Here is a 2,494-nt window from a genome sequence, read left to right as displayed (position 1 = left end):
GGTGGTCACGGCGCCGGTCATCGCTGCCACACGTAGACCCGGTCCGGTTCGGGTTCGAAGATGCGGGCGTCGGCGATGCCGGGAAGCCCTGCCAGGGCACGGAATTCCGAGGCCATGGCGACGTAGGCGTCGCATTCGGCGACGATCGCGGGCTTGCAGGCGATCGGATCACGGACCACGGCGAAGGAATCGGAGGTGGAGACGAGCAGGGTGTAGAACCCGTCGAAACGCTCACCGAGCAGGCGCAGCGCCTTCTCGAGGTCCGCACCCTCCGCCAGGTGCTTCGCGACGAAGCGAGCGCCGACCTCGGTGTCGTTCCGGCTGTCGAACACCACGCCCTCGTCCTCGAGTTCGCGCTTGATCGACAGGTGGTTGGAGAACGACCCGTTGTGGACGAGGCACTGGTCCGGGCCCACGGCGAAGGGGTGGGATCCCGCTGCGGTGACGGCGGATTCGGTGGCCATGCGGGTATGGCCCACCCCCTGCCAGCCGGACGCGGACGGCAGATCGAAGTTCTCTGCGAGGATGCGCGGGTCACCCGTTCCCTTGAGCACGGTCACGTCGTCACCGAAGCCGATGACGGTCCCTGTGGGTGCCACGGTGCGGACGGTGTCGGCGAGCAGAGCCGCGGGGACCGGGGCGTGCAGCACGGTGGTGGGGGCGAGATCGAGCGAGCCCACGCTCACACCGAGTGCGTCGCCGACGACCGCGGCGAGATCTGCGGGCGCGTCGAGTACCGAGACCGACGATTCGCCGGCGGGGGAGAAGGCCGGGTTGCCGTAGACGGCGACGCCCGCCGAATCCGGTCCGCGGTCCACCATCTGCCCGAGCATTCCGGTCAGCAGGCTGCCGAGCCGGGGTTCGAGCGAGGCGTCCCGCAGATGAAGTCCGACGATTCCGCACATGGTCGTCTCTCCTGTTCGATGGTCTGTTCGATGAATCCGGAAGAAGCCGAAGGGTTTTCAGAAGGCGGTCAGATAGCTGTCGATCTCCCACGGGGTCACGGTGTTGTGCCAGTGGAAGAACTCCTCGCGCTTGAGGGAGGCGAAGTAGTCGGAGACCTTCGCGCCGGCCGCGTCGAGGGCGCCGGCGACGACCGTGTCGGCCTCGAGCGCATCCATCGCGTGCAGGAGCGTCATCGGCAGCGTGTCGGTGGAGCCGCCGACTCCCGGAGCGCCCGGGTCGAGGTCGCGCTCGATGCCGTCCAGGCCGGCGGCGACAGTCGCGGCCGTCGCGAGATAGGGATTCGCAGAGCCGTCCCCGCCGCGCAGTTCGACGCGGTTGTGGTCGGGGACGCGCAGGTAGTGCGTGCGATCGTTGCCGCCGTAGGTCGCGTACCGCGGCGACCAGGTCGCGCCGGAGGAGGTGCTGGTCGCGCCGGTGCGCTTGTAGGAGTTGACCGTCGGCGCGATGACGCCCTGCAGTGCGCAGGCGTGCTCGAGGATCCCGGCGATGAAGGAGTAGGCGGTCTTCGACAGGCCCAGGCCGCGCGGGTCGGATGCGTCGGGGAACGCCGAGGCGCCGTCGCTCCACAGGGACAGGTGCATGTGCATGCCCGATCCCGTGCGGTCGGCGAACGGCTTGGGCATGAACGTGGCGGTCATGCCGCGCTGTTCGGCGAGCACCGAGATCAGGTAGCGCAGGGTCACCACCCGGTCGGCGGTGGTCAGCGCGTCGGCGTACTGGAAGTTCTGCTCGAACTGGCCGTTGCCGTCCTCGTGGTCGTTGGCGTAGTTGCCCCACCCGAGGGTGTTCATCGCCTCCGAGATCGACGTCAGGTGCTCGTACATGCGGGTCACGTCGCGGGCGTCGTAGCAGGGCTGGCGGGAGGTGTCGAGCGCGTCGGCAGTGCGCAGCGTCCCGTTCTCGTCCTTGTTGACCAGGAAGTATTCGATCTCGGCGCCGACGTTGACCTCGAGGCCCAGCTCGGCGGCTCGTGCAAGCACGGACTTGAGGATCACACGCGGTGCGTACGGCCACGGCTTGCCCTCGACGTGCGGGTCGCAGTGCACCAGCGCGAGACCCGGGCGGACGAACGGGATCGGAGTGAAGGAGGAGGCGTCGGGAATGGCGACGAGGTCGGGATCCTTCGGAACCTGGCCCATCGAGCCGGCAGCGTAGCCGGCGAAGCCGACGCCCTCGGTCTCGAGTTCCTCGACGGATTCGATGGGAACGAGCTTGGCACAAGGCTTTCCGGACAGGGTGGTGAAGACGGCGAGGATGAAACGGGTACCGGCCGCGTGGGCGAGCTCGGTCAGGCTCGGGGACTCGGATGCCGCGGGGACATGGCCGTTCGTGGACGGGAGGCGCAGCACGGACGTGTCGGTGGCTTCCAGCGTCATGGGGGCTCCTCGGATTCGACTGGTGGTTTCACTATAGGAATCGGTGTCGAATAGAAGGAAACAGGGTGCCCATGACGAGAGTGTTACGTGACAGTGAGATCGCCGTGACGGTTCCCGGCGACGTGCTACAGAAATGGAAAACAGCGGCGGGA

At 67.8% G+C, this 2,494-nt stretch carries 2 protein-coding genes; both read right to left on the bottom strand.

What is annotated here, in order from left to right; all coding sequences use genetic code 11:
• Positions 1-17: 17 nt before the first annotated feature.
• The gene (locus tag I0Q12_RS04470; RefSeq protein ID WP_197250791.1) at positions 18-905 is read right to left on the bottom strand and encodes a glutamine amidotransferase; all 888 of its coding nucleotides are present in this window, start codon (positions 903-905) and stop codon (positions 18-20) included.
• Positions 906-962: 57 nt separating this feature from the next.
• Positions 963-2,342, bottom strand: coding sequence for a type III glutamate--ammonia ligase (glnT, locus tag I0Q12_RS04465; RefSeq protein WP_197250789.1), 1,380 nt, complete (start codon positions 2,340-2,342; stop codon positions 963-965).
• Positions 2,343-2,494: the final 152 nt, after the last annotated feature.

Source organism: Rhodococcus sp. CX (genome assembly GCF_015865005.1).
In the GTDB taxonomy this organism is placed as follows: Bacteria; Actinomycetota; Actinomycetes; order Mycobacteriales; family Mycobacteriaceae; genus Rhodococcus.
The sequence above is the reverse complement of the archived record's forward strand: the minus strand, read 5'-3'. Positions and strand labels throughout refer to the sequence as shown.

Coding starts and splice junctions, on each gene's coding strand:
- I0Q12_RS04470 (WP_197250791.1), bottom strand. CDS start 905: ATGTGCGGAATCGTCGGACTTCATCTGCGGGACGCCTCGCTCGAACCC.
- glnT (WP_197250789.1), bottom strand. CDS start 2,342: ATGACGCTGGAAGCCACCGACACGTCCGTGCTGCGCCTCCCGTCCACG.